Annotated in this window: 22 protein-coding genes; all 22 read right to left on the bottom strand. The window is 38.8% G+C overall.

All coding sequences use genetic code 11. The features are described from left to right. Positions 1-272: 272 nt before the first annotated feature. The 22 genes from spoVS to dapA all read right to left on the bottom strand — a co-directional run bounded on the left by spoVS (position 273) and on the right by dapA (position 25,010). Entirely contained in the window at positions 273-533 is a 261-nt protein-coding gene (gene spoVS, locus J2S10_RS08910) for a stage V sporulation protein SpoVS (protein WP_003211281.1), read from the bottom strand. 163 nt (positions 534-696) lie between these two features. After that, positions 697-1,494 (bottom strand): TIGR00282 family metallophosphoesterase, encoded by a 798-nt coding sequence (locus J2S10_RS08905; protein WP_307406633.1) that lies wholly within the window; start codon positions 1,492-1,494, stop codon positions 697-699. A 106-nt stretch (positions 1,495-1,600) separates the two neighbouring features. Beyond that, the gene (gene rny, locus J2S10_RS08900; protein WP_307406631.1) at positions 1,601-3,160 is read right to left on the bottom strand and encodes a ribonuclease Y; all 1,560 of its coding nucleotides are present in this window, start codon (positions 3,158-3,160) and stop codon (positions 1,601-1,603) included. A 319-nt stretch (positions 3,161-3,479) separates the two neighbouring features. Beyond that, the gene (recA, locus tag J2S10_RS08895; protein WP_307406629.1) at positions 3,480-4,520 is read right to left on the bottom strand and encodes a recombinase RecA; all 1,041 of its coding nucleotides are present in this window, start codon (positions 4,518-4,520) and stop codon (positions 3,480-3,482) included. 309 nt (positions 4,521-4,829) lie between these two features. After that, positions 4,830-6,083 (bottom strand): competence/damage-inducible protein A, encoded by a 1,254-nt coding sequence (locus J2S10_RS08890; protein WP_307406627.1) that lies wholly within the window; start codon positions 6,081-6,083, stop codon positions 4,830-4,832. Positions 6,084-6,128: 45 nt separating this feature from the next. Further along, positions 6,129-6,707: a CDP-diacylglycerol--glycerol-3-phosphate 3-phosphatidyltransferase gene (gene pgsA / locus J2S10_RS08885; protein WP_307406625.1), complete on the bottom strand. Its 579-nt coding sequence runs from the start codon at positions 6,705-6,707 to the stop codon at positions 6,129-6,131. Positions 6,708-6,835: 128 nt separating this feature from the next. Next, a complete protein-coding gene (locus J2S10_RS08880) occupies positions 6,836-7,747 on the bottom strand; it encodes a helix-turn-helix domain-containing protein (RefSeq protein ID WP_307406623.1) in 912 nt (303 codons plus the stop codon). 20 nt (positions 7,748-7,767) lie between these two features. Continuing rightward, on the bottom strand, positions 7,768-8,559 hold the full coding sequence (locus tag J2S10_RS08875) for a DUF3388 domain-containing protein (RefSeq protein WP_307406620.1): 792 nt from the start codon (positions 8,557-8,559) through the stop codon (positions 7,768-7,770). A gap of 172 nt (positions 8,560-8,731) precedes the next feature. Continuing rightward, complete coding sequence (locus J2S10_RS08870; RefSeq protein WP_307406616.1) at positions 8,732-8,989, bottom strand: DUF3243 domain-containing protein; 258 nt, start codon at positions 8,987-8,989, stop codon at positions 8,732-8,734. Between the two features lie 77 nt (positions 8,990-9,066). Then, positions 9,067-9,789, bottom strand: coding sequence for an elongation factor P 5-aminopentanone reductase (gene ymfI / locus J2S10_RS08865; RefSeq protein ID WP_307406613.1), 723 nt, complete (start codon positions 9,787-9,789; stop codon positions 9,067-9,069). A 76-nt stretch (positions 9,790-9,865) separates the two neighbouring features. After that, positions 9,866-11,158, bottom strand: coding sequence for an EF-P 5-aminopentanol modification-associated protein YfmH (gene yfmH / locus J2S10_RS08860; RefSeq protein WP_307406610.1), 1,293 nt, complete (start codon positions 11,156-11,158; stop codon positions 9,866-9,868). Further along, positions 11,158-12,444 carry an EF-P 5-aminopentanol modification-associated protein YfmF gene (yfmF, locus tag J2S10_RS08855; RefSeq protein ID WP_370876177.1) on the bottom strand — a complete coding sequence of 429 codons (1,287 nt, stop codon included), beginning with the start codon at positions 12,442-12,444 and terminating at the stop codon, positions 11,158-11,160. The genes yfmH and yfmF overlap by 1 nt, the downstream gene beginning before the upstream one ends. 208 nt (positions 12,445-12,652) lie before the next feature. After that, the gene (locus J2S10_RS08850) at positions 12,653-13,612 is read right to left on the bottom strand and encodes an ABC transporter permease (protein WP_307406607.1); all 960 of its coding nucleotides are present in this window, start codon (positions 13,610-13,612) and stop codon (positions 12,653-12,655) included. Further along, positions 13,613-14,659 carry an ABC transporter permease gene (locus tag J2S10_RS08845; protein WP_307406605.1) on the bottom strand — a complete coding sequence of 349 codons (1,047 nt, stop codon included), beginning with the start codon at positions 14,657-14,659 and terminating at the stop codon, positions 13,613-13,615. Then, the gene (locus J2S10_RS08840; protein ID WP_307406602.1) at positions 14,652-16,187 is read right to left on the bottom strand and encodes an ABC transporter ATP-binding protein; all 1,536 of its coding nucleotides are present in this window, start codon (positions 16,185-16,187) and stop codon (positions 14,652-14,654) included. Before J2S10_RS08840 ends, J2S10_RS08845 begins: the two co-directional genes overlap by 8 nt. A gap of 219 nt (positions 16,188-16,406) precedes the next feature. Then, positions 16,407-17,513 (bottom strand): BMP family lipoprotein, encoded by a 1,107-nt coding sequence (locus J2S10_RS08835; protein WP_307406600.1) that lies wholly within the window; start codon positions 17,511-17,513, stop codon positions 16,407-16,409. Positions 17,514-17,606: 93 nt separating this feature from the next. Beyond that, a complete protein-coding gene (locus tag J2S10_RS08830) occupies positions 17,607-18,332 on the bottom strand; it encodes a GntR family transcriptional regulator (protein WP_307406598.1) in 726 nt (241 codons plus the stop codon). Positions 18,333-18,725: 393 nt separating this feature from the next. Next, complete coding sequence (locus J2S10_RS08825) at positions 18,726-21,071, bottom strand: DNA translocase FtsK (protein ID WP_307406596.1); 2,346 nt, start codon at positions 21,069-21,071, stop codon at positions 18,726-18,728. 135 nt (positions 21,072-21,206) lie between these two features. Next, entirely contained in the window at positions 21,207-21,446 is a 240-nt protein-coding gene (locus J2S10_RS08820; protein WP_307406594.1) for a YlzJ-like family protein, read from the bottom strand. Further along, a complete protein-coding gene (locus J2S10_RS08815; RefSeq protein ID WP_307406592.1) occupies positions 21,443-22,198 on the bottom strand; it encodes a ClpP family protease in 756 nt (251 codons plus the stop codon). Before J2S10_RS08815 ends, J2S10_RS08820 begins: the two co-directional genes overlap by 4 nt. Positions 22,199-22,309: 111 nt before the next feature. Then, on the bottom strand, positions 22,310-23,977 hold the full coding sequence (locus J2S10_RS08810; protein ID WP_307406589.1) for a ribonuclease J: 1,668 nt from the start codon (positions 23,975-23,977) through the stop codon (positions 22,310-22,312). A 160-nt stretch (positions 23,978-24,137) separates the two neighbouring features. Beyond that, complete coding sequence (gene dapA, locus J2S10_RS08805; RefSeq protein ID WP_307406587.1) at positions 24,138-25,010, bottom strand: 4-hydroxy-tetrahydrodipicolinate synthase; 873 nt, start codon at positions 25,008-25,010, stop codon at positions 24,138-24,140. Positions 25,011-25,051: the final 41 nt, after the last annotated feature.

Below are 25,051 nucleotides of genomic sequence, written 5' to 3'. Positions count from 1 at the left end.
TATTCGTCTGTTTTCTGATTTCAGACGAACACAGCGAAACATGCATAATAGCGCATTCCACGGCTACTTTTCACTATTTCAGCTTAGTTTTAGCCTTCTTGAAATGTATTGAAAAAATCAACTTCTTTTATATCAGAATAATAGTTTTCTTACACCTATTAATTAAAACGATTTCAGACTCCTTATAATAACAAAAAACCTGCTTGTCATAAGACAAGCAGATAAATGAAAAATCTCTTTATCAACCATTGTTTTTAGGTTTTTCGATTCCTTCAACGCGGCTCTACAATAAGCTTAATTGCTGTTCGTTCTTCCCCGTCAATTAAGATATCGGTAAACGCAGGGATGCAGATCAAATCAACTCCGCTAGGTGCTACAAATCCTCGAGCAATCGCTACTGCCTTAACGGCTTGATTCAATGCACCCGCCCCAATCGCCTGTATTTCCGCTGCACCTCTTTCACGCAGAACTCCGGCAAGTGCACCAGCTACAGAATTAGGATTAGATTTTGCTGAAACTTTTAATATTTCCATTCCTAGCTCCTCCTTGTATAAAATCCCGATCCCGCATGAGCAGTTTCATGAATAAATCAGGTGTATAATATTCCACTGCTACTATATTCGTCAGGCAATAGACATATTCCGGCTTGGACAAAAAAAGATAAAAAAAACTCTCCAATAAGGAGAGTTTCCAGGATTATGAATACCATGGTTGATCATCATTTATTAAAATACGTTCTAATTTTTTACTAAATCCATTTTTTCTGTCAAGTTCAATATATACAGCACTTAATTGGTTGCGGCCTGTTTTCGGCACTTCAAAGCGAACCGGAAGGCTTGTTAAAAATCTTTTTAGGACTAGCTCCTTTTCAACACCTAGAATCCCATCATAAGGTCCAGTCATGCCTACGTCTGATAAATATCCCGTACCTCCCGGCAGGACACGGCTGTCAGCTGTTTGAACATGTGTATGCGTACCAACGACTGCGGAAACCCGCCCGTCGAGGTACCAGCCCATTGCTTGTTTTTCACTTGTTACCTCGGCGTGAAAATCAACAAAAATAAAAGGCGTCCTTGCTCTAGCTATTTCAACTAATTCATCGGCTTTCCTGAAAGGACAGTCCAGCGGTGCCATAAAGGTCCGCCCTTGTAAATTAATAACCGCTATTTCCAGATCATTCACTTTAAAAAACGCTAGTCCTTTACCGGGAGTTCCTTCAGGAAAATTCGCGGGTCTAACCATATTCTTGGCGTTATCGATAAATTCGAAGATTTCTTTGTTATCCCAAGCATGATTTCCAAGGGTCACTGCTTGTGCCCCATACATTAAAAATTCTCTGTATATTTTTTCGGTAATCCCTTTTCCGGCTGCGGCATTCTCACCATTGATAATGGTAAAATGCGGGTGGTATTTCTCTTTTAATTTTGGCAAATATTCTTTTACCATATCACGTCCGGGAGAGCCCACAACATCTCCAATAAATAATAAATTCATGTCTTTACCCTTTCCGATTATGACCTATCTGTTTAAATTGTATCACATGGCATATAAATTAACCGTTATAGTCCTTAAAAAAATAAAGCGGTGCATACGCACCGCTTTATTTCGCATATTCCACAGCCCGTGTTTCACGGATCACTGTCACTTTAATATGTCCGGGATAATCTAGCTCTTCTTCAATTCTCTTACGAATATCACGTGCTAAACGATGTGCAGCTAGATCATCAATGGCATCCGGTCTTACAATGATGCGCACTTCACGACCTGCTTGAATCGCAAACGACTTTTCAACACCTTCATACGACTCAGAAATCTCTTCCAGCTTTTCAAGACGGCGGATATAGTTTTCGAGAGTCTCACTACGTGCACCCGGTCTCGCGGCTGATAAAGCGTCAGCAGCAGCAACCAAAACAGCAATTATAGATGTTGGTTCAGTATCCCCATGGTGAGAAGCAATACTGTTAATAACCACTGGGTGTTCCTTGTATTTTGTCGCTAGCTCAACACCAATCTCAACATGGCTGCCTTCCACTTCATGGTCGATGGCTTTTCCGATATCGTGTAATAATCCCGCACGACGGGCCAATGTTTCATCCTCACCAAGCTCAGCTGCAAGCAAGCCCGAAAGCTGTGCAACCTCCATTGAGTGTTTTAAAACATTTTGTCCGTAGCTTGTACGGTACTTTAAGCGGCCAAGAATTTTGATTAAATCCGGATGAAGTCCATGTACACCAACTTCAAATGTTGTTTGTTCACCAACTTCTCGAATATACTCATCCACTTCACGACGGGATTTTTCAACCATTTCCTCAATACGGGCAGGATGAATACGTCCGTCTTGTACTAGTTTTTCCAGCGCTAAGCGGGCTGTTTCACGACGTATTGGGTCAAAACCTGAAAGAATGACAGCTTCAGGAGTATCATCAATAATCAAATCAATTCCTGTAAGTGTCTCAAGGGTACGGATATTTCGTCCTTCACGGCCAATAATTCGGCCTTTCATTTCATCATTTGGAAGGTTGACTACAGAGACAGTCGTTTCCGCAACATGGTCAGCAGCGCAACGCTGGATTGCCAATGATAGAATTTCCTTCGCCTTCTTATCAGCTTCTTCTTTGGCGCGGTTTTCACTTTCCTTGATCATAATCGCAGTATCAACAGAAAGTTCCTGCTCGGTACGCTCTATAATGATCGCCTTTGCTTCATCACGCGTCAAGCTCGAAATTCGTTCGAGTTCAGTCTGTTGTAATCGTACCAACTCGTCCACTTTGCTTTCCATCTCTTCAATATGCTGTTGTCTTTGGTTAAGAGAATCATCCTTCTTTTCTAAAAGACTCTCACGTTTATTTAACGTTTCATCTTTTCGATCTAAATTCTCTTCTCTTTGCAGTAAACGGTTTTCTTGTTTTTGCAGTTCATTTCTTCGTTCACGAACCTCACGTTCAGCTTCTGTACGAAGCTTGTGAATTTCATCCTTTGCCTCCAGCAAAGCTTCTTTCTTCAATGAGTCAGCATCACGTTTTGCATCTTCAAGGATTTGCTCTGCAGCATTCTTTGCTCCGGCAATTTTTGCTTCAGCAATGGATTTACGAATAAAATAGCCAACAACGGCACCGACGATAAGGCCAAGCAAAATGGAGATGATTGTAATAGGTTCCATCGTTACACCTCCTCTTGCTATGAACTTTTGTTACTTTTTTAAGTGTCGGCATGTACATTGTTTAGACTCAACATACAGCAAGCACCAAGGCTTTTTACTTTGTAATATTAACAAAAATGTAAAATATACATGTTAATTGTAAATGTGTGTATATTCATTGTCAAGGGTAAGTCCTGTTAGCTTTTTGAAATATTTCGAATTTGTTCACATATTCACGATTTCTGACGGTTTTTATAATGTGTAATAATAAATTAATTTGCATAAAAATACATTTTATCAAAAAAGAGCAAAACCCGACAAGGGGCTTTGCTCGAGGTTTTTAGTCAAGTAATTCAAATTGATCATCATCGTCCGTTTCCGTGACAGTTTTTTCACCGTCTAAACCATAATGCTCACGAATTTTTTGTTGAATTTCAAGGCGAATACTTGGGTTTTCTTTCAAAAACTGCTTTGCATTTTCCCGTCCCTGACCAAGGCGTTCTTCATTATAAGAATACCAGGAACCGCTTTTTTGAACGATATCTAATTCAGCTCCAAGGTCAATGGTCTCGCCTTCTTTAGATATACCTTCACCATACATTATATCCACTTCAGCTACTCGGAAAGGTGGAGCGACTTTATTTTTAACAACTTTAATTTTTGTTTTGTTTCCTACCATGTCATTTCCTTGCTTTAGTGTTTCTGCACGACGGACTTCAAGTCGAATAGTCGAGTAGAATTTTAAAGCGCGTCCACCTGGTGTTGTCTCGGGGTTTCCAAACATAACTCCAACTTTTTCACGGATTTGGTTAATAAAGACAGCGATTGTTTTCGATTTGTTAATCGCACCGGAAAGCTTACGAAGTGCCTGGGACATTAAGCGAGCCTGTAAACCTACATGTGCATCTCCCATTTCACCTTCAATTTCTGCCTTAGGAACTAACGCCGCTACAGAGTCGATGACAATAATATCTACTGCACCGCTTCGCACAAGTGCCTCAGCGATTTCCAAACCTTGTTCACCGGTGTCCGGTTGGGACAATAATAACTCATCAATGTTAACGCCTAATTTTTGTGCATATGTTGGATCAAGCGCGTGCTCTGCATCGATAAATGCAGCTTGTCCTCCTGCTGCCTGTACTTCTGCAATTGCATGCAGGGCAACAGTTGTTTTACCGGAACTTTCCGGTCCATAGATCTCAATTATCCGTCCTCTAGGATATCCGCCAACACCAAGTGCTGAATCAAGAGCTAAAGAGCCGCTCGGAACAGTAGAAATTCTAGTTTCCGTTTGCTCTCCCATTTTCATAATGGAACCTTTACCAAATTGTTTTTCAATTTGTTTTAACGCCATTTCTAAGGCGGCTTTACGATCACTCACTAATTAGTTCCTCCTTCATTTATATAAACACAAAATAATTGCCTCAATCTATTAAAATGAACCTATAAATAATATAACCTCTTTTTAGCTTTTTGTCGAGTAAAAAATCGAACATTCATTCGATTGTTTTGAAAGGTATTTACTATGTTAAAACAAGCTTTTCAGCCTGATTTTTGTCAATTTCCATATTTTTTTATACTGGAAATTGACATTATCTTAAATTGTCAAATAACTTTATTAATACCAATAAAGTGACTCATTAAAGCGATCTTTATAATGGAATTTGACTCAAAAAAAATCACAGAACGCTTAGTTAGCATTCTGTGATTCTTTTAAATAACGCAGTAAAAAGTAACAGCCAAATTTCACTGAACGAATACGATTAGCAGCCCTTGTGCCGCCGAGATTGAGCTTTTCTACGATTGTCGGCCTACCTTTAATTGCAATCCCGATATAAACAGTGCCTACCGGCTTGCCTTCAAGCTCATCAGGACCTGCCACCCCAGTGAAACTAATTCCAATATCAGTGGAAATCAATCCTGCTGCATTTTCAGCCAATTCTATCGCACATTGTTCACTTACGACACCGTACTTTTCAATCGTTTCTTGTTTTACTCCTAAAACCTGCTGCTTCACTTCAGGTGAATAACAGACAACTCCGCCTTTTAACACAGAGCTTGCACCCGGAATTCCAGTTAACTCTTCCTGAAACAAACCGCCTGTTAAGCTTTCAGCAGCCGCTAATGTCAGGTTTTTGTTTTTTAAACATTTTGTCAACTCTTTCATAAGTGAAGTATTATCGTACCCGTAGAAAAACTTACCTACCCGTTTATTTATCGCCTTTTCTACTTCATCAAGCATAGTGTTTGCTGAATCCGGGTCAATATGCTTCGCAGTAAGTCTTAATGTGACCTCACTATCACCTGCAAGCGGAGCAATCGTTGGATTGCTTTGATTATCAATTAGATCAATAATTTCTGTCTCCAATGCCGCTTCACCGATACCGAAAAATCTTAACACTCTTGAAACAATTTTCTCTTTAGCATCGTATTGCAGGCTAATAGCGTTGGCACCGTATTGGCTGAACATCGGTTCCATTTCCTTTGGCGGACCGGGCAGCAGCATATAGATAATGCCATCACCTTCAACAACCATCCCCGGAGCCATTCCATGATCATTAGGAAGGATTTTAGAGCCTTCTAATACAAGAGCCTGCTTACGATTGTTTTCTGTCATGATACGATTGGTCTTTTTGAAATAGTGCTCAATCGATTCTAAAGCCGTTTGATCCATAACAAGATTTTTTCCGATGTGACGGGCAATTGTTTCCTTTGTCAAATCATCTTTAGTCGGCCCGAGTCCCCCGGTAAAAATAATAAGATTGGAACGCTGTTCCGCAATTTCAATTGCTGATTTAAGTCGGTCAGGGTTGTCGCCGACAACCGTATGATAATAAACATTTATCCCCAGAACAGCTAATTGCTGTGACAAAAAACGAGCGTTCGTATTAACAATCTGTCCTAATAATAACTCTGAGCCAACGGCAATAATTTCAGCATTCATGATTCATCACTCCTAAATTAAATCCAAGCAGAGGCGTTAAAAGTCCTATTTAGAGTTTTTAAATACATGACTATTCTTGGCAAAATAATCCCAGCCAGACCAAATCGTAAAGATTAAGGCCACCCATAAAGCTATATTGGCAAAGGGTAATGAAAACATTTCAAATAGTATATTATGTAATAAAAGTGCGGAAATCGCGATAATTTGCGTCCATGTTTTAATTTTCCCTAACATATTAGCTGCTACAACCTCGCCTTCCCCTGCAAGCAATAGACGAAGACCTGTTACAGCAAATTCCCTGCTTATAATGACAATAACCATCCATGATGCAGCATATCCAAGTTCTACGAGAACGATAAGAGCAGCGGAAACAAGTAGCTTATCGGCGAGCGGGTCAAGGAATTTCCCCATATTAGTCACAAGGTCTAGTTTCCTTGCATAATAGCCGTCAATCCAATCGGTCGTAGCAGCGATTATAAAGATTAATGCTCCGGCAAGATGGGTAACAGGCAGGTAGACCCCCAGCACATAAATGTCACCCCAATCAAAAGGAACAAGCATAACAATCAAGAATAATGGGATTAATACAATTCTTGAAACTGTTATTTTATTTGGCAAATTCATACGATTTCCTCCTATAGAAAAGCAGAAGCCCCAACGGAATTAGCAAAAGCTTATTACCAAGAAGCTTTCATTTTGGTGCTAAACAGTTCTTCAAAAAATAACAGTGAAAAATAGCCATCCATAGATGACTATTTGGTCTTAGGAACCAATTGAATCGTTACGTTCTGACTAACCACCGAAGTCGGTGCAATAGCATACTCTAGCTTTTGGTCATTTACATAAATGTCCGTATCGATTGCATTTCCTACAACAATTACCGCTTTATCTTCCTTTGTGAAATCAACAGTTTGGCTGGAAGTTCCGGTAGTTGTAAGTGTCCCACTAAAAAAAGAGCGACCGCTGCCATTTTTAATATTCACCCAGGTTTTACCCTTTGAAACCAATTTTAATACAAACTTATCAGCGTTTTTTAATTCATAGCTGGAATTTTTGCCGACACTTTGGACAACTGTTAACTCTTGCGGTGATGGAACTGCAGCCTGTGTATTCCCCGTATCTTGCATTGCAGCGGAATTATTGTTTTTAGCAGTGCTATTCTTTATAGCATTATCAGTTGTATTCGTTTTAGCTTTTTCCAACTCTGCAGATTTAGCAAACTTCACTTGCTCATTTCCCGGATTTGCCGTTTGATTCGATTTACTGCCCACATGATGAGTCAAGAAGTAATATAAAAGGCTGGCAGCGCCAATAATGAATATTCCAATTAATATTTTTGGAAGAACATCAAAAATTTTCGAATTTCCTTCCGAAATGTTTTTCCGCGTTTTTACCCTTGATAATTGATTTGGTAAATCATCATTAAGTGCTGCAGGAATTTCATTCTTATATGTTTCAAAAATTTCATCAGGATCAAGTTGAAGCGCTTCTGAATATTGCTTAATGAAGGCGCGCACGTAAAAATTACCCGGCATACTGCTATAGTTGCCTTCTTCAATGCCTATTAAGTAACGCTTTTGAATTTTTGTGATAGATTGAACATCGTCTAAGCTTAAATTTTTGGCTAATCGGGCTTCTTTTAATCGATTCCCTAATTCAGTCACCTTTTAACACCTTCCAATTTTCAAAAATCAAAACTACCAAAATCAGATCCGGAGAGCAAATCATTTTGCTCTACCACATCGTATGTAATCTCTTCATCGGCATCATTTCTGAGTTCGATAATATAATCAAAATCTTCCAATGAGTATTCCGAATTTTGGACAAAAATATCCGGATGCTCAATTACTTTAATGGCCGGCATACGCATAATCTCACGAACAAGCTGCCAATGTCGCTCGTTTGCCCGTTTAGTTGAGACAATTCCGTCAAGTATGAATAGATTATTCTCATTGTACTCGTCCTCAATCAGTTGATTTCGTATGGTTTGTTTCAATAGGGTAGAAGATACAAATAACCAGCGTTTATTTGCACAAACACTCGCTGCAACAAGAGATTCTGTTTTGCCAACCCGCGGCATCCCTCGGATTCCTATCAGCTTATGTCCTTCCTGCTTAAACAATTCTGCCATAAAATCAACTAATAATCCAAGCTCATCCCTTACAAAGCGAAAAGTTTTTTTATCATCGGCATCTCTTTGAATATATCGGCCATGTCGAACGGCAAGCCTGTCTCGAAGTTTCGGTTCTCTAAGCTTGATTACTTTTATTGTGTCCATTGTATGTAAAATTGACTCTAGCCGTTTAATTTGGTCATCATCTTTTGCTAAAATCAACAAACCGCGTCTACCTTCATCTACTCCATTAATCGTTACAATATTAATTGACAGCATTCCCAAGAGGGATGAAATGTCGCCCAATAAACCGGGACGGTTTTTTTGAATCTCATATTCTAAATACCATTCTTTTTTCTCCATAAAAAAAACCTCCTCAGTTTAGCGCATAAAACGACAATTTTTTCACATTACCATATCTAAACCTTATAATAAATGATTTTGTTAGAAGATGAAAGCAAAAACAAGGAGAACATTCATTTATATAACAAAAGATTTAAAGAACGAAAAAAAGAAGAGAGGACTTTCCTCTCTCTTAACGATTACCGTTATTCTGAATAAGTTTTACCATGATATTGGCGATAGCTTGCTGCTCACCTGGATCTGCTACTGACCAAAGGTCAGAAAGAACTCTCTGTTGCTCGTTTTTTGGATCCACATTCTTAGACAAGTAATCACCAATTTGCGTGGCTAGGCCACTAATTGCTCCTTCACTCATACCCTCATTTTGTGCATGATGAAGACGATCAGCTAAAAAATCTTCCCACTGCTTCCAGTTATCTAAAACAGACATCTATTAACCCTCCTTTATAATAGTACAAGATTATTGTGCGAAAGGAGGAATGAAAATATTCATTTAAAAATTTAAATTTATGTATACCAGCCTCCATTTATCGCAAGGACCTGTCCTGTAATATAGGACGATTCTGCTGATAACAAAAATGAAACTCCTTTAGCAATTTCCTCAGAGTGACCGAGTCTGCCCATTGGAATTTCATCATTGAGACGCTCCTTATCTTCAACCGAAAAACGGTCTATCATCGGGGTTTCTACGGCACCCGGGGCAATGGCATTGACTCGAATTCCATTAAGGGCTACTTCTTTACTCAACGCCTTAACAAAAGCAATTTGTGCACCTTTAGCCATTGAATAGGCGACTTCACAGGCGGCACCTGTTTGTCCCCATATAGAAGTAATCACAATTATATTACCGGACCCTTTGGTAAGAAATTTTGGAAGTAATTCCTTCGTAATCATTAGGGGATTTAACACGTGCACATTCATTAACGATTCAGCTTCTTCTAGTTTTAAATCAACCAGAAGACCATAATGGCTGTTACCGCCGCAATGAATGATTGCATCAAGAGAAAATATTTGTGAACAAACCTTTTTGTATCCATCAGCCTCTGCCAAGTCCGCAAGTATAGGCATATATTCTCCGCCATATGGGTGGAGATTATTCAATAATTCTTTCATTGCTTGTTCATTTTTATTGTAATGTAAATATAAATGATACCCTTTTTCAGCTAGTAATAAGGCAATAGATTGGCCAATGCCCCCGCTAGCACCCGTAATGAGTGCAAATTTTTTCATCTAAGTCACTCTTTCCCTAATATCCTTTTATTTTACCATGTAAAAAAAGCGCCGGCGAGCGACGCTTTTTCTTCTATTATTTTTTCTTTGGTACTACCTGACATACCGAAAACCGTTCTTCTGAAATAACTTCTGAGGCCAGTGATTGGACATCTTTTAAAGTAATTTTCTCGAGCGTTGGGACGACATCAAACAAGTTCATATCGTTAAACGCATATCGAGTAAATTGATTGGCAATATATTCAGGTGAATTGACGGCCCGTAAAAATGAACCAATTTTTTTCTTTTTCGCTCTTTCTAATTGCTCCTCCGTAATGACACTCCCCTTTTTAGCCTCAAGCAACATTTTTTCAAGTTTGTCTGCTAACTTATCCGCGTCACCGGTATCCCCGCCAATCATTGCAAACCCAAATCCCTGCTCTTGCGTATAATCATAAGAGAAAGTTTCGTCAATTAACCCTTCATTATAGAGCTGATTATAGTTTTCTGAGCTCTTACCAAAAAGTAAATCGAGTAGGACATTCATCGTTAACTCATTTTTTAATAGCTTATCACCTGTTTGATCAACATGCATTGCCTTAATACCAAGTAAGCATTTAGACGTTTGCACATTCATTTCAAGCACTTGTTTCTTTTCGGCAGCTTGAGTCGGCTCATTCTCAAATTTACGTTTGATTTCAGGCTGATCTTTGTACTCTTTTTTCGCTTGGTTTTCGCGCACTTGATTCATATATACTTCAGGATCTACAGGCCCAACTATAAACAAAAGCATGTTGCTCGGATGATAAAACGTGTTGTAGCATTCGTAAAGCCAATCCTTTGTAATATGGGAAATAGACTCGATGGTTCCGGCTATATCGATTTTGACCGGATGATTTTGATAAAGATTTTGGATTAGTCCAAAATATAAGCGCCAATCGGGATTATCATCATACATCGTAATTTCCTGACCGATGATTCCTTTTTCTTTTTCCACTGTTTTTTCGGAAAAATAAGGATCCTGAACAAAATCAATTAATGTTTCCAGGTTTTTTTCAACATCCGAAGTGCTCGAAAACAAATAAGCTGTACGAGTAAAGGAGGTAAAGGCATTTGCTGAAGCTCCTTGACGGCTAAACTGTTGAAAAACATCACCGTCTTCCTTCTCAAAAAGCTTGTGTTCTAAAAAGTGAGCAATCCCATCCGGTACCTTGACATACTCTTCCTTACCTAATGGGACAAAGGTATTGTCAACCGATCCATACTTCGTCGTAAAGGTAGCAAACGTTTTATTAAATCCTTTTTTTGGCAAAATATAAACATTTAGCCCATTGGGCATTTTTTCATGAAAAAGTTCTTCTTGAAGCTGGTCAAACGTAATTTTCTCCATTATTTGCCCGCCTCCATTCCTGTTAAAAAATAAATTGTGTCTAATTCAATCTTTTTCGCTACCTCAATTATTTCTTCCTTCGTTGCTTTTTGCATTTCAGTGATCCATTTGTCAAGAGGTATTGCCACATGTGATACAACATTATGGTACAAAATTTCCGTTAGTCCTCTTGCTGTATCAATGGTTTCGAGAATTTGATTTTGGATAACGGCTTTGGTCTGCTTTAATTCCCCGTCTGTGAAGTCTCCCTTTTTCATTGCTTCCATCTGCTCATTAATAATCCTTACAGCCTGGTCATAGTTCTTTAAATCGATTCCTGAAACGACTATCATCAGACCCTTATGGCTTTCTAAGCGGCTGGCTGCATAATAGGCAAGACTGGCTTTTTCCCGGACATTAATAAACAGTTTGGAGTGCGAGAAACCGCCAAAGATGCCATTAAACACTTGAAGAGCAAAATAATCAGGATCTCCATAGACGATATTTGTGCGGTACCCGATATTTAATTTCCCTTGTTTTACATCCTGCTCTTCTTTTACTTCATGGACCTTTTCCTTTTTCTTTATATCACGTGTTTCCAAAGTTTTCGGTGTACGTTCTTCAAAATGAAGCAGTTCCATTGCATATTGCTTTACCTCTTCCTCTTTTACATCACCAATAACATAAAGATCCATTTCATCTTCTGAAAAGACTTTTTTATAATAGGCAAATAAATTTTCAGGCGTGATGGAATCAACATCCTCCATTCTGCCATTTACTTGAAGTGCGTACGGTTCCCCTTCGCACATTTCTTCTACGAGTCTGGCATTCGAAAATCGCATTTTATCATCGTAAACCGATTGGATTCTTTGCTTTAACGTCCGCTTTTCTTTTTCCACAGTGTCTTGATCAAAAGCATGACCTGTTAGATTAGGTTTCGTTAAAATTTCAGCTAATAATTCAAAACCCTTTTTTAACAATGGAGTTTGGTCACCTAAAAATTTTTCATTGGCTATTTCAATGGAGAAGCTTACCACATGGTATTCGCCTTTTTTCCCTAAATCCACGAATAGTGTCGCTCCATACAGTTCATCTAAATAGGAGCGGAGGGATGTAGTCGATGGATATTTTGCCGAACTGCTCTGTAATACTTGAGGAAGAAGCGCTCGTTTTGTAACATCTTCCTTCGTTAACGGCGCTTTCATTTTCCAAACAAATGTGTTGGTTTTGTATTTGCTTGTCTCCACAACATGGAGGCTATATCCTTGCATTTTTGTCAATTTTTCTGCAGTTGAATCCACTTGCATTCCTCCTTCTTTTAATAAGGCGATAAGTTAAATTACAATATGTAAACATTTTACTTTATATCTTTTCCATTGTAATATATCCCTATTCTTACTATAATTTGCCAAGCTTGTTCAATACAAGTGATTTTACCTATTAAAACCTTATTTTTAGTAAAAGAACAAAAAAAGACCCCTGGTATTTTTTAAATACAGGGGACCCTGGAACAGCCTAACGGCTTCCTTTTATATAATGTACGCCATCTGCCTTTGGTGCTTCAGCTCGACCGATAAATCCGGTTAATGCTAAAATTGTCAGCACATAAGGCGCAACTAAAAGGTACACACTTGGAATTGTCTTTAAGAAAGGTAAACTGGATCCAATGATACTTATACTTTGAGCGAAACCGAAGAATAATGCTGCGCCCATTGCACCCAGTGGATGCCATTTACCGAAAATCATCGCGGCTAATGCCATAAATCCTTGACCGCTGATGGTTGCATGACTGAAGTTAGAGGAGATTGCCTCCGCGTAAACTCCACCGCCAATTCCCCCAAGGGCTCCGGAAATAATAACTCCTAAATAACGCATCTTTGTTACGTTAATACCCATTGTATCTGCTGCCATTGGGTGTTCACCAACAGAACGAAGACGCAGACCGAATGGAGTTTTATAAATAATATACCAAGCAATTATTGCAACTATAATAGCAAGATAAGAAACCCAGTACGTATTTTGAAAAAACACTTTTCCAAAAAAAGGAATATCTTTTAGGACAGGTATATCAATCTTATTAAACCCTTTTTGAATGATATCTGTTTCACCTTTATTATAGATAAATTTCACTAAGAACAAAGTTAATCCCGAGGCTAATAGGTTAATTGCTACCCCTGATACTGTATGATCGGCTCGAAACGTAATCGAAGCAACAGCATGCAAAATAGAAAATATTGCTCCGGCAATCATAGCAACAAACAAAGATACCCATGGCGTTGCATCTCCAAATGTGTGAACAAACGTTAAGTTAAAAACAATTGAAGTAAATGCTCCAACCCACATTAAACCTTCCAATCCAATATTTACTACACCGGAGCGTTCAGAGAATACACCACCTAATGCTGTGAAAACAAGTGGAGCCGCCCAAAGTAATGTCGAAGGAATGATGATCATTAATACCTGCATTAAGCTCACTTATTTGGCCTCCTTTTTACTAATGCGCTCAAGAAACCAGCGAATAATATAACTTGATGCTACAAAGAAAACAATTAAAGCAATAATAATATCAACAAGTTCATTAGGAACACCTGCTTGAAGAGGCATGTTTAATGCCCCTACCTCCAAGGCACCAAATAAAATCGCGGCAAAAAATACACCGATTGCACTATTTGCACCTAATAACGCAACGGCAATCCCGTTAAAACCAACACCGGTAAAGGAGCTTTTCATGGCAATATAACCGAAAGTTCCTAAACCTTCCATTGCGCCTGCCAATCCCGCAAATGCTCCGGAAATGACCATGGACAAAATGATATTCTTATTAACGCTCATCCCTGCATAATGCGCAGCATCCTGATTATATCCAACAGCACGCAATTCAAATCCTCTTGTCGTCTTCTCTAACAGGAACCACATGATGAAGCAACAGATAACAGCTAGAACAATTCCCCAATGTAACCGTGAAAACTGAGTTAAACTCTGAAGCCATGGAGAAGCCAGGGATGCAGAATCCGGAATATTCGGCGTTCTCTCTTTTCCATTTGTAATAACGTGTTGAATAATATAATTTGAAAAATGCAGAGCAATGTAGTTCATCATAATCGTTACGATAACTTCATGAACACGGAATCGTGCTTTTAATAAACCCGGAATATATGCCCAAAGTGCACCCGCAACGATAGAAGCTAGAATCGCTAAAGGCAGGTGAATGATTTTCGGAAGGTGGAATGCCAGTCCGACCCAAACAGAAGCGAGCCAGCCAACAATAAATTGACCTTCAACCCCGATATTAAACAATCCTACTCTAAAGGCAAAGGCAACTGCTAAACCGGCTAAAATATACGGAGTAACCTGGCGTATTACTTCACCGAAATAATAGGAACTGCCGAATGCTCCGCCCCATAATGCGCCAAATGCATCCGCAGCATTGTAGCCTGTGGCAACCATTATGATTGTTCCTACTATTATACCGAGCAATAAGGCAATAAGAGGTGTTAAAATATTACGAAAGCGTTTAGACATGCGTTCCTTCCCCCGCTTCTTTTCTATTCGAGCCAGCCATTAACAATCCAAGCTCCTGCTCAGTAGTTTCCCTTGGATTAACAACTGCTACTATTTTCCCTTCATATATAACAGCAATTCGATCGCTGACATTCATGACTTCATCTAACTCAAATGACACTAATAGAACAGCTTTCCCATGATCACGCTGCTCAATCAACCGTTTGTGAATAAACTCAATTGCTCCTACATCTAAACCGCGCGTCGGCTGTGCCGCAATTAGCAAGTCCGGGTTACGGTCAACCTCACGCCCAATAATTGCTTTTTGCTGATTTCCACCTGACAGGGCACGTGCTAATGTATATTCACTTGGTGTGCGAACGTCAAATTCTGTTATTAATTTTTTCGCTTTACTATAAATCTCTTTGAAATTTAATATCCCGCTTTTTGAAAACGGTTTCTTATAATAAGTTTGCAAAACCATGTTTTCTGCAATCGGATAATTCAATACCAATCCATGCTTGTGTCGGTCCTGAGGTATATGTCCTACCCCGGATTCCGTGATTTTCCTTGGAGAGAACCCTAGAAGTTCTTTGCCATTTACTTTTATGCTTCCGCTTTCTGCTTTCCTTAAACCGGTAATTGCTTCAATTAATTCGGATTGACCATTACCGTCAACCCCGGCAATTCCTACAATTTCGCCTGCTCTTACGGATAGATCCAATCCATCTACTACAGTAACCCCACGGGCATCTTTTACAACCAAGTCTTTTACATCAAGTACATCTTGTTTTGGATTTGCTGCAATTTTTTCTGTCTTAAAAACAACCTCACGGCCGACCATTAAGTTCGCAAGCTCATTGGGGTTCGTTTCGCTGATATTAACGGTCCCAATTCCTTTTCCTTTTCGAATAACTGTACATCGGTCTGCCACTTCCATAATTTCTTTAAGTTTATGGGTAATAAGGATTATGGACTTTCCTTCTTTAATAAGGGTTTTCATAATTTGCATAAGTTCTATAATTTCCTGCGGTGTTAATACTGCCGATGGTTCGTCAAAAATTAAGATTTCTGCACCACGGTACAGTGTTTTTAAGATTTCAACACGCTGCTGCATGCCTACACTGATCTCAGATATCTTTGCCTGTGGGTCAACGGCTAATCCATAACGCTCAGATATTTCACGAACTTCTTTTTCAGCCTTTTTCAGATTGATTCGGCCGCCTGAAGTTATTTCTTTTCCAAGGATTATATTTTCAGTAACTGTAAATTTATCTACAAGCATAAAGTGCTGATGGACCATCCCAATTCCCAATTCATTTGCAATATTTGGATTAGAAATTTTTACAGATTTCCCCTTAACCCGTATTTCTCCTTGTTCAGGCTGGTATAATCCAAATAGTACATTCATCAATGTTGATTTTCCTGCACCGTTTTCTCCGAGCAAAGCATGGATTTCGCCTTTTTTAACTTGAAGAGTGATATTATCATTTGCAACAAAACCGCCAAATTCTTTGCGGATATTAAGCATCTCAATTACGTATTCCATCTTTTCTCACTTCCTTTACTAAGGTATAAAAAGTAGATTCATAAGTAGTAAGAGGTCAGACCTTTTAAAGCTTTAAAAAAACAGGGAACTTCTCCCCCCTAAAGTCCTAAGTGAAGTGTAGAAGATTTCTACACTTCAATTAAGATTTTATTCCTATTTTAAGGAGGCGGGCATTAGGCGCCCGCACTTCCTCATCACATCACTTAAAAATCAATACTATTATTTTGCGCTAAAAGTTTTTAATTCCGCACGAGTAGCAGGAACTTTTAATGATCCTGATTTAATTTTACCGGACCAGTCACTTACAGCTTTTTCGATATCTGCCTTATTCGTAATATCCGGATTGATGGGTGCTAGACCAACACCGTCTTCTGCTAAACCGTAAGTAGTTGTTTTTCCACCAGGGAAATTACCATTTTTCGCTTTAGTAGAAAGGTCTTTAACAGCATTATCTACGCGCTTCATTGAAGATGTAATCACAACATTTGTTTGTTTTCCGCCCGCAGTTACAACACCTTCAGGGCTTTGATCAGAGTCTACACCGATTGCCCAAATAGCTTGATCAGGGTTTTTAGATTTGCGGTCACGAGCTTCTTTAAATAAACCGTTACCGGTTGCACCGGCAGCTGCGAATATAACATCATCACCGGATGAGTACATTCTTGATGCAATTGCTTGCCCTTTTGCAGCATCAGTGAAACTTGCAGCATATTGAATATCTACAGTTGCATTTGGATTAGCAGCTTTAACCCCTGCAACGAACCCTGCTTCAAAGCGCTCAATTACTGCGCTTTCCATTCCGCCGATAAAACCAATTTTATTCGATTTGGTCGTCATTCCGGCAGCAATACCAGCTAGGAATGAACCTTCATTTTCCTTAAAAAGAACGCTTGCAACGTTTGGTTCTTTTACTTCAGCATCGATAATTGCAAAATGGCTCTTAGGTTGTTGTTTTGCAATCTTATCGACATCATTTTGCATCATGAAACCAATACCATAAACCAAACTAAAGCCTTGACGAGATAGCGTATTTAAGTTAGTTGCATAATCGGCATCTGATTGAGATTGAAGGTAATCATATCCACCTTTACCTTTTTGCATGTTGTTATCTTTACCAAACTCCTGAAGGCCTTTCCAGGCTGATTGGTTAAAGGATTTGTCATCAATACCGCCGACATCCGTAACCATCCCAACAGAAAACGTATTCCCTTTGTTTCCGCCAGTTGTATTATTCTTAGTGTTGTCAGTTGCCTTTCCACAAGCACCCAAAAGTGTTCCTGCTGCTAGGACAAGCGATAATACCATACCAATTTTACGCTTTTTCAAGGAATTGTACCCCCTAATGATTGTTTATTTGATTTAGTAGCAATGACAAATCAAGTAAAATTGTTTCCGTTTTCATATTCGCTAAAAAAAAAACTACGCTCTTTTTCGCAAAACACGAAAACTAAACTTATCTGCCTTAAAATAGTTTACCGAAAATAGGATAGGTTCATCCATTTCATCGAAGTGCATTTGTTTTAAAACAAGTAATGCGGTTTCGGGGTCACATTCCAGAATTGGGGAAATTTTCTCATGATAACCAATGGGTTCAATTTGAGCAACTGCGTATGTAATACGTCTATTTGCCTCCTCTTCCAAAATTCTGAAGATTGATTTTTCTCCATGGAAAAATGTTTCAGGCAAAATGTGTTTAGGTACCTTGTCGATACAATAGACAACCGGCTCTCCATTTGCAGTTCTAACCCGCTCCATGATAACAATTTCCTCTTCTATTGAACATGAGAAACGACGAATATCCTCCTCGGTTGGACACTGAGTTGATGAACTTAGAAAAATAGTACCTGGTTTCATTCCAACTTCCAATATCATTTCAGTTACACTATTAAGTTGTTCAATCCCTGAAGTAAACAGCGGCTTAGCGTTAACAAAAGTGCCGACACCATGGCGCCTGATGATAACATTTTCCTCTTCAAGAATGCGCAATGCTTCCCGAAGTGTAGCTCTGCTTACACCTAGATGTTTGGCAAGATCGAATTCTGAAGGTAATTTCTCTTTTTCTTTATAAATCCCTTGTTCAATATCTTGCTTTAACCGATCAATCACTTGTAAGTAAAGATGTCGGTTATCTGACTTAATAGACATGCAGGTTCCTCCAGCCTTTTTCTAAGACATCAGACATCTGATGTATTATCATTCCTACTAATCGAAATTAATATAACACTTTTCTTAGTATAAATAAATAGGAATTAAAGATTTTGTCGAAAAAAGCTATCCAGATAAAAATTGTCATATTTTCTTATGTTTTTAATAAAAAAATCTGCTATAATTTATTGTTAAAAATAGGCCAAATGGATATTGCGATTAACAAATTGTTGTATTCGATTGGATACAAGCCGCCCGCATCTAATAATATAGTATGGAATTTCTAAATATTTATAATAAAAAAAGAGCCAAACGGCTCTTTTTTTAGATAAAAGCAAAATGAATAAACGTAGAGAATTGGCAGGCTCTAATTCCAAACGTTTCAGCTTTTCTTTAGTTAGCTTCTTCTTTTGGCTTAGATTGTAAAACTGCCCGTGGCTTACTTCCCTCATATGGACCAACGACACCGCGCGCCTCCATTTCATCGATGAGTCGTGCGGCTCTCGTATAGCCGATTCGAAATCTCCGCTGTAACATCGATACGGAAGCTGTTTGCATGTCAATTATTAAATCAACAGCTTCTTCATATAAATCATCATCAACCGCACCTGCGGCTTCCGGAATATCATCAGGGATCATTTCTTCTTGGTATTGTGCCTTTTGCTGTGAAATAACAAAATTAACAGTGTCCTCAACTTCTTCGTCTGATAAAAAGGCTCCTTGAACACGGATCGGTTTAGATTCTCCTACAGGGAGAAACAGCATGTCACCTCTACCAAGAAGCTTTTCAGCACCTCCCATATCCAAAATCGTTCTTGAATCTGTTGCACTGGAAACTGCAAAGGCAATCCGTGACGGTATATTTGCCTTAATAACTCCAGTAATGACATCAACAGACGGCCGTTGCGTAGCAATGATTAGATGGATTCCTGCTGCACGTGCCATTTGCGCAAGTCGGGTAATGGAATCTTCAACATCTGAGGAAGCAACCATCATTAAGTCTGCCAACTCGTCAACGATTACTACAATATACGGCAGTAATGGCTGCTTATCATTTTCTTCCATATTATGCCGTCTTACGTGATCGTTATATCCTTCAATATTACGCGTTCCTGTGTAAGAGAATAATTCATACCGTCTTTCCATCTCACTAACTACCTTTTTTAATGCCTGTGATGCTTTTTTGGCATCTGTTACAACAGGTGCAAGTAAATGAGGAATCCCATTATAAACATTTAATTCTACCATTTTCGGGTCAATCATCATTAATTTTACTTCATGAGGTTTTGCACGCATGAGGACGCTGGTAATAATTCCATTAATACATACACTTTTTCCGCTTCCCGTTGCTCCGGCAACGAGTAAGTGAGGCATTTTATTCAGTTCAGCCAAAACAGCCTCTCCGGTAATATCCCGTCCTAAACCGATTAATAACTTTGCGTCAGGCTTATCATTTTGAGTAGCATCTAATACTTCACGAAGTGATACCATTGCAACCTCAGAATTCGGAACTTCAATTCCGATTGCCGATTTACCGGGAATCGGTGCTTCGATTCGAATATCTTTTGCCGCAAGTGCCAATGCAAGATCATCACTTAAGCTGACAATTTTACTAACTTTTACACCTACATCAGGGTGAACCTCATACTTAGTAACTGCAGGGCCTAAATGTACTTGAGTTACTCTTGCTTTCACACCAAAGCTTTGAAAGGTTCTTTCCAGTTTTGCAGCATTGGCATGAATCAGTTCATATTCACCGCTTTGATCTGTTTTCTTAGGAAGCTTTAACAATTTTAATGGCGGTAATTCATAAGCAGTATTTTCTACCTCAGTAAAGGTAATTGGAGGGGTAATTTCTTCGTCATCTGCTGCTGTTTTCCCTTCTTGATTCCTATTCACTTCCTGCTGCGGCAAACTAATCGGAGGATCTTCTGAATATGCACGATCTGCAAAACTCGAGATAAGTGGCTCAGGTGTACGGTTTTCTTCCGGCATAGTAACTTCAGATACATTTATTTCAGGACGGCTTCTCGTTGTTCGATTTTCACGAACTTCCTGTTGACGTGCATTTTTTTCAGCCCGACGGTCCTCCTGCTTTTGCTTCCAATCTGCCAAATCCGTTTTAAAGGCTCCCCATTGGCCCTTAGAAAAACTGAAGATGGCACTCATAATGTTTCCGATAAAATCTCCAAATGATTTTCCTGTTATTAAGATAAAGCCGATTATAATAAAAATAACGGCAATAATTTTCGTCCCGGTATCTGCAAAGAGATAGTGGAAAAGGGCAAATAAAACTGCTCCAATCATTCCGCCCCCAAGGTCTTGAGTACTTGTTTCACCTCGAACCTCCATCATAAATACTTCCCAAGTAGTGCGAATAACGCTGGGATCTTTAAATTTCCCGCCATTTGTCAGCAATTGAAAAAAGGTTAAATGACTCAACAGTAAAATGGATGAGATTATACAATAACAACCAATTAATCTTGGATGAAAGAAAAAAGGAATTTCCCGCTTCCACATTAAATAAATACTTAACAAAAGGAGCCCAATTAAACTGAGCATGTACCATTCGCCCATCCAAAAGCGAAAAAATAATACAGTTGCCTTACCGACAGCACCTAATTTTGCCATTGAAATAATTGTTAAAGCCAGCAGGGCTATTGCTGATAATTCAAATTGGACAGTCCGTTTTAATTGCGTGTCCCGTTTTTTTGCTTGTCTTCTCTTTTTTTTTGCCATGTAATCACCTTAAATGCATAATATGTATCACTTTATTATCAAATCATTCATTTCATTATAATTGAATATGGGTAAAATGGAGAAAGCAGCCTTTAGGGCTGCTCTAGTTTTCTCATTTGATTATACCATAATTTACTACGAGAAGGCGGACAAACCGTCGAGGTTTGCAAAAGAAATTTTTGTTCCCGGACTAACCCGATCATCCAAATAATGTTGAGGATCACTGCTTAGGACACGGATCACTTGAACATTTTGTTGATCTGTTAACTCAACTAAAAGCGGAATCCCTTGATAGGTTAGAGTTTGTTGTTTAGTAGCCACTACTGTTTCATTGGGAAAGATGAGCTCTTGAGGCATCATCGTGTACAGAATCATTGAATCAACCCCTCATTTCCCTCTTGTTTAAGGTCTATCATTTCATTTAACTTTTTCATTGCCGGCCCGAGTCCACCCACTTCATCTATTAAACCGTAATTTACGGCATCCACACCGATTACATTTGTTCCAATATCCCTTGTTAAATTACCTTTGGCAAACATTAAGTCTTTAAAGGTCTCCTCAGTAATTTTGGAATGCTTTTTAACAAAATTAACTACCCGCTCCTGCATTTTGTCCAAATATTCAAAGGTTTGCGGAACCCCAATAACAAGTCCTGTTAAGCGGATAGGATGAATCGTCATCGTTGCTGTTTCGGCAATAAAAGAATAATCAGTGGAAACAGCAATTGGAACACCAATGGAATGGCCTCCACCCAAAACAATTGAGACAGTCGGCTTTGATATCGATGCGATCATTTCAGAAATGGCAAGCCCCGCTTCGACATCTCCGCCCACCGTATTTAATATAATAAGAACTCCTTCAATTTTAGGATTTTGTTCAATTGCAACAAGTTGAGGCAGTAAATGCTCATATTTTGTCGTTTTATTTTGCGGTGGCAAGGCTAAATGACCTTCAATTTGTCCAATGATGGTTAAACAATGTATTCTTGAATCTGGTGAAAGCTGCGGCACATTTGTTTGTCCAAGCTGCTGTATTTTCTCTATTAAAGTGGAAGAAGGTTTTTCTTCTTTTTGTGGATCTTGACCTTCTTGATTTTCGGAATCATTTTTTTGTAAATCTTTATCCATCCCAATACTCCCTTCAAGCATGATATTTTTAGTATTGCATTTTAAACGTAAAATCATGCCTGAATATTTGCCAATAAATAAAGACACTGGAAAATCCAGTGTCTTTTGCAGCTAAACTTCCATAATTATTGGAAGTATCATTGGTCTTCTTTTTGTTTTTTCGTATAAATTGCGGTTTAATTCATCTCTTATTTCTTGCTTAAGGCTTGCCCATTCAAAAGACTCTTTAGCTATATTCCTTTCGACAATATCCCGTACTAATTTGGTTGAATCATCCATTAATTTTTCTGATTCACGAACATAAACAAACCCTCTTGAGATAATTTCAGGTCCGGACGCAATTTTCTTCTCCTGCTTTGTTAAGGTAACAACCACAATTAGGATTCCATCCTGTGATAAGAGCCTGCGGTCACGTAAAACAATATTTCCTACATCCCCCACTCCAATTCCATCAATTAGGATATTTCCCGATGGAACTTTACTGCCAGGGGCCAATTTTCCATCCTTAAATTCAATCATTTCTCCGCGGTCAGGTATATAAATCTGTTCATTCGTAAGTCCGCATTCTATAGCTAATTTTCGATGGGCTTTCAACATCCGGTATTCACCATGAACCGGAATAAAGAATTTAGGATTCATTAAGTTAATCATAAATTTTAATTCTTCTTGACTGCCGTGACTTGAGACATGGATGGTTCTTTTTCCGGAGATAACATTTGCACCCGCTCTAAATAACATATCTACAGTTTTGTATAAATATACTTCACTGCCTCTAAGCGGGGATGCAGCAATTAATACGGTATCTCCGGGTTGAATATTAACAAGCTTTGCCGTTTGTTTAGCCATTTTCTGCAGACCTTCAATGGGCTCTCCCTGGCTTCCTGTCATTAATACACAAATTTCTTTATCATTATATTCATTAATTTCTGTAATCGGGATGATTAAGTCTTCATCTACTTCCAAATACCCTAAATCAAGAGCAATATGATAGATACGTTCTAGACTTTTCCCTACAACTGCAACTTTACGGCGGCTTTCTTTCGCGGCATCGAATATATGCTGAATTCTATTTATATCCGATGCAAAGCAAGCAGCAATAATTCTTCCAGGTGCATTGTAAAATGCGTTCGACATTTCCCGTTCGACGATGGCTTCAGATGTTGTGTATCCGGGCTTTTCAGCTTCTGTACTATCGGACATCAGGCATAATACCCCTTTTTCACCGATTGCTGCCATTTTTCCGATTTCCGGTTTATAAAGTTTCGTTGCGGCTTGGTCAAATTTAAAGTCACCGGTATAAACAATAATTCCTTCAGAGGTATGAACACAAACACCAACTGAATCAGGAATGCTATGATTGGTTCTAAAAAAGCTCACTTCAACCGAAGCCATTTCAATGACTGAATCTGAATCCACTTCAAAAAAATTCGTTTTACCATTATAATCTTGTTCCCGTAGTTTTGCTTGAGCAAGGGCAAGAGTTAACTTTGTTCCATAAACCGGAACATCAACTTGACGTAACAAATACGATAGCGCTCCAATATGGTCTTCATGACCGTGTGTTAAGAAAATCGCTTTTACCCTTTCTTTGTTTTCTTTTAAATAAGTAAGATCAGGAATCACGATATCAATACCAAGCATTTCTTCCTCGGGGAACATTAAGCCAGCATCGATAACGAAGATATCCTTGTCCACTTCAACAAGATACATATTTTTCCCGATTTCTCCAATACCACCAAGTGCAACAACCTTAATGGAATTATTTTTTCTCTTTGTCAATGTTTGAATCCTCCTTGTTGATATAGCCCGATCGAAATCAGTTATGATTATTATACTTGATATTCGAAAATCATTACAACCAATATTAGTTAAATTATCCATCACATAAGTTCCAGAATAAAAAAAGCCAACCGAAGTTACATCGATTGGCTTTTTCTTACTATTTTTTATTTAAAAGAGTAATAAGAGTAGTACGTTCTTGTTCAGTTAATCCAACTAACGGCAATCTTACTGAACCAACATCCAAGCCATTTACTTGTAATGCTGTTTTAACAGGTGCAGGACTTGGCGCAGCAAATAACCCTTGCATAATTGGTAAAAGCTGTTGATGTAAATTTGCAGCCTTGCTATTCTCACCTGCATAGAATGATTTGACCATTTCCTGCATTTCATTGCCAATTACATGCGAAGCAACAGAGACAACACCAGCACCGCCTATGGATAGAACAGGAATTGTCAATCCATCATCACCACTGTACAAAAGAAAATCTTCGTCTGTATTCGCAATGATATGTGTCATGGCGCTTAGGTCTCCACTTGCTTCTTTTATCGCAATAATATTCGGGATCTTGGAAAGGCGAATCACCGTCTCCGGATGAATTGTAACAACTGACCGGCCTGGAATGTTATAAACCATTACCGGAAGTGAAGTTGCATCCGCGACAGCTTTAAAGTGTTGATATAAGCCTTCCTGATTTGGTTTATTGTAATAAGGTGCAACCACCATGATGGCGTCAACACCTATTTGCTCCGCTTTTTTAGTCAATTCAATCGATGCATACGTATTGTTGCTGCCCGTACCGGCGATTACTGGAATCCTTTTGTCAACAACCTTAACTACATGAGCGAATAATGCGAGCTTTTCTTCCTTTGATAATGTAGGAGATTCACCTGTTGTACCTGCAAGCACAAGAGAATCCGTTCCATTTTCAATTAAATAATTAACTAATTGAGTAGTTTTTGCAAAATCAATATGCCCTTTTTTATCAAAAGGGGTAACCATCGCCGTGGAAACACGACCAAAATTAACCATTTTAATACTCCTTCCCATTCCTATGGTTTACGCCGATAAAG

This window comes from Neobacillus ginsengisoli, from assembly GCF_030813055.1.
This window is presented reverse-complemented; position numbering and strand designations above follow the sequence as displayed.

Coding starts and splice junctions, on each gene's coding strand:
- spoVS (WP_003211281.1), bottom strand. CDS start 533: ATGGAAATATTAAAAGTTTCAGCAAAATCTAATCCTAATTCTGTAGCT.
- J2S10_RS08905 (WP_307406633.1), bottom strand. CDS start 1,494: ATGAATTTATTATTTATTGGAGATGTTGTGGGCTCTCCCGGACGTGAT.
- rny (WP_307406631.1), bottom strand. CDS start 3,160: ATGGAACCTATTACAATCATCTCCATTTTGCTTGGCCTTATCGTCGGT.
- J2S10_RS08890 (WP_307406627.1), bottom strand. CDS start 6,083: ATGAATGCTGAAATTATTGCCGTTGGCTCAGAGTTATTATTAGGACAG.
- pgsA (WP_307406625.1), bottom strand. CDS start 6,707: ATGAATTTGCCAAATAAAATAACAGTTTCAAGAATTGTATTAATCCCA.
- J2S10_RS08875 (WP_307406620.1), bottom strand. CDS start 8,559: ATGGAGAAAAAAGAATGGTATTTAGAATATGAGATTCAAAAAAACCGT.
- J2S10_RS08870 (WP_307406616.1), bottom strand. CDS start 8,989: ATGTCTGTTTTAGATAACTGGAAGCAGTGGGAAGATTTTTTAGCTGAT.
- ymfI (WP_307406613.1), bottom strand. CDS start 9,789: ATGAAAAAATTTGCACTCATTACGGGTGCTAGCGGGGGCATTGGCCAA.
- yfmH (WP_307406610.1), bottom strand. CDS start 11,158: ATGGAGAAAATTACGTTTGACCAGCTTCAAGAAGAACTTTTTCATGAA.
- yfmF (WP_370876177.1), bottom strand. CDS start 12,444: ATGCAAGTGGATTCAACTGCAGAAAAATTGACAAAAATGCAAGGATAT.
- J2S10_RS08845 (WP_307406605.1), bottom strand. CDS start 14,659: ATGTCTAAACGCTTTCGTAATATTTTAACACCTCTTATTGCCTTATTG.
- J2S10_RS08840 (WP_307406602.1), bottom strand. CDS start 16,187: ATGGAATACGTAATTGAGATGCTTAATATCCGCAAAGAATTTGGCGGT.
- J2S10_RS08830 (WP_307406598.1), bottom strand. CDS start 18,332: ATGTCTATTAAGTCAGATAACCGACATCTTTACTTACAAGTGATTGAT.
- J2S10_RS08825 (WP_307406596.1), bottom strand. CDS start 21,071: ATGGCAAAAAAAAAGAGAAGACAAGCAAAAAAACGGGACACGCAATTA.
- J2S10_RS08820 (WP_307406594.1), bottom strand. CDS start 21,446: ATGATTCTGTACACGATGATGCCTCAAGAGCTCATCTTTCCCAATGAA.
- J2S10_RS08815 (WP_307406592.1), bottom strand. CDS start 22,198: ATGGATAAAGATTTACAAAAAAATGATTCCGAAAATCAAGAAGGTCAA.
- dapA (WP_307406587.1), bottom strand. CDS start 25,010: ATGGTTAATTTTGGTCGTGTTTCCACGGCGATGGTTACCCCTTTTGAT.